Genomic DNA, 3,020 nt, shown 5'->3' on the forward strand with positions numbered 1-3,020 from the left:
ACGCATGTCACGTGACTGGTCGACTGCTTCGGGTTCAGGAAGATCGAGTTGGCCCCAAAATGGCCCCAGAAAAACAAACGCGCACGAGGAGGTTTTCCAAGTGCGCGTCATCATTGGTTGCGGGGGCCCGATACGCACAGCGTTGTCCGGTGGATTTTGGGGTACCGATGGAGGTGCTGATTGCGGCGTAGCAGGCTTGAGTGGTCGCCAACGACGACCTGAGACGGCGTGGCACCCCCTGCGATGTCGGGCCGCCAGGACCCCAGTACTGCGGGTCACATCCGAAGCCTCCACGCCATCCTCGTGACAATGCCAGGGAACATCTCGCGACGGAAGCACGACGGGCGAAGAGAGCTCAACGAAGAGATTCTCTTCGAGAAGCGTCCGCTTGTTGGCGAATAGCTGGTCGTTCGGTTGCGCCCCTTCGCTGAATGCCTCTATTCTGCACGCCCACTGAAAAGAGGAAGTGCATTGCAAGCCGAAATGCCTGATCCCGCCGACATCTACCAGGTTCGTGTGGCTCACCAGTCCGAGCGGGACCGAATTGCTCGCTTTCTTGATGGGCACTGGAGAAAGGACCATATCTTCGTCACGTGCCCGGAGCTCTTGGACTGGCAACATCTCGATTCAAGACGTGGGCGATACAACTTCGTGCTTGGTGTGCACGAGGAGAGTCAGCAGATTCATGGCATCCTTGGTTTCATTCCGTTAGCGCAGTTCGATCCGGCCCTTCGAATCGAATCCTTTTGCTGGATGGCTATCTGGAAAATCCGAGATGCGGCTCGTGGGCACAAGTTGGGCCGCCGTCTTCTGTCCTATTTGAACGATACGTTGAAGCCCGCGGCGCTATGCACCGTCGCGGCCAGCTCGATGACCCTGCCAATGTATCAGGCAATGGGTTATCAGACCGGCCGCCTGAACCATCACTTCATCCTCCACCCCGGGAAGTCGAATTTTCATCTCGTCGTGAATGCCGGATCCAACGCAACTCGGGGTCGCGTCGAACCTTCACAGCATCCGAGAACGCTCGAAGCGGTCACGGAGGACGAAATCCGAAAGGATCTTTCTCATTGCTTTGCGGATCAGAAAGCGATCCCCGGCAAGAGCCCCACGTACCTCATCCATCGGTATCTTAGGCACCCCATCTACAGGTACCGGCCATATGCGATCAGAGAGAAGGGGCGCACACTCGGCCTGCTCGTCACGAGAACCTGCAGTCACGAAGAAAGCAGAGCGATTCGAATCGTCGACTTCATTGGTCCATCAGAGGCGTTGTGGGGGCTTAGAGGCCAGTGGGAATCGATTCTTAGAGAGCAGGATGCCGAGTACGCCGACTTCTACAGCGCAGGAATCGACGAGCGCGACCTCGTCTCGTCCGGTTTCACGAGTCGACACGGGGAGGATGGCATCGTGATCCCAAACTATTTCGAGCCTTTCATGCGGAAGAACGTCGAAATCGATTTCATGATCAGCGTCCCGATTGGGACGCCGTTTCGAATCGTCAAGGGAGATAGCGATCAGGATCGCCCAAACATGCTCGAAGGAGTCCGGGCGTGAGCGAACTGAGCATCGTCATGTATCACTATGTGCGCGACTTGAGGCGATCTCGGTATCCCGAGATCAAGGGGCTCGATGTCGCGCTCTTCAGGGAGCAACTTGCGTATTTCAAGAAGCACTATCGTGTGATCAGCGCCTATGACCTGATGGACGCCGTCGAAGACGAATCACCACTTCCACCGCGAGCCTTGATGTTGACGTTCGACGATGGCTATGTGGATCATTTCGCGGAGGTGTTTCCGCTTCTGCATAGGGAGAAGCTTCCCGGTTGCTTTTTTCCACCAGCAAGGGCGGTCGAAGAGAACCTCGTACTGGACGTGAACAAGATTCATTTCGTACTTGCCAGCGTCGAAGACAAAGATGTCCTGGTCGACTACATCTATCGGGCCTTGGATGAGGCCCGCACCGAGTACCAGCTACAACCCAACGAGTTCTATTGGAACAAGTGCGGCGTCGAGGGCAGGTACGACCCGCCCGCAGTCATGTTCGTGAAGCGTACCCTGCAACGCGATCTTCCCCTCCAGCTACGAAGAGACATCACGAATCGGCTCTTCACTCGCTTCGTGTCGAGTGACGAGGCTTCCTTTTCGAAGGAACTCTACATGAGTCTTGACCAACTATCGTGCCTCCAGAGCAGCGGAATGTACGTCGGGAGTCACGGGTTCAATCACTACTGGCTCGACGCGATCCCGCAACAAGAACAAGAGGTCGAAATCGATCAGTCTCTGAAATTCTTGGAGCGGGTGGGGAGCTCGTCGGAACGATGGATCATGTGCTTCCCGTATGGTGGGTACAATGAGTCCCTCTTGTCCGTGCTGGAAGCGAGGAACTGCACAGTGGGCCTGACCACGGAGCAAGGCATGGTCGACTTGGCCAACGACAATCCTTTGGCCATGTCTCGTCTCGACACGAACGACCTGCCCAAGGCCGCTAATTCAGAGCCCAATGAGTGGACCAAAAGGGCGATCCGGGCTTGAGTCGGTGAGTGTCTGCCGTATCTTGAACGTCTTCCAGATTGTGACCAGCATGCGGCGCTGCGGCTCCTCAGAACCCCAGTTATCCCTCTCCGGAGAAGTAAGGACAGACCACTTCTTGTGCGTGAAGCCGCTTGCGCCTGCGAGGCGGTCGAGCTGTTCGAGGTACGCATCGCTGAGCCGCACCGCGATTCGATGATCGAGCTACCGCACCTTCGGAGAATATGCATAGCGAGCGCTGTGTTGAGGGACAGTCGTTGCTGCACGCGCGCGAATAAGCCGAAGGCGTTGAGCGCGTTCATTGAGCGCCGAGCGCGACTTGCAGTTTTGTTGGCAGACAAAACTCCACCTTGCCCTCCGGTAGCGAGTCACAAACTGACGCTGGTTGTCACCGGGAGTCACTCCCTGGCGCTTTCGGTCACAACCGCGACACTTCCTGGCAAGAATGACAGGAAGTGACACGAAGCGTCGCGCGCGCGCCCTCTAGTG

The 3,020-nt window shown here is 56.8% G+C and carries 2 protein-coding genes; both read left to right on the forward strand.

Translation table 11 applies throughout. The annotated features are described in order from the left end of the window. Positions 1 to 483 precede the first annotated feature (483 nt). Entirely contained in the window at positions 484 to 1,557 is a 1,074-nt protein-coding gene (locus tag HKN37_12725; protein NNE47511.1) for a hypothetical protein, read from the forward strand. Continuing rightward, complete coding sequence (locus HKN37_12730) at positions 1,554 to 2,534, forward strand: polysaccharide deacetylase family protein (GenBank protein ID NNE47512.1); 981 nt, start codon at positions 1,554 to 1,556, stop codon at positions 2,532 to 2,534. Before HKN37_12725 ends, HKN37_12730 begins: the two co-directional genes overlap by 4 nt. Positions 2,535 to 3,020 lie beyond the last annotated feature (486 nt).

This window comes from Rhodothermales bacterium (genome assembly GCA_013002345.1).
In the GTDB taxonomy this organism is placed as follows: Bacteria; Bacteroidota; Rhodothermia; order Rhodothermales; family JABDKH01; genus JABDKH01.

Excerpts from the sequence above, each read along its gene's own strand:
- HKN37_12725 (NNE47511.1), top strand. The coding sequence starts at position 484 with ATGCCTGATCCCGCCGACATCTACCAGGTTCGTGTGGCTCACCAGTCC.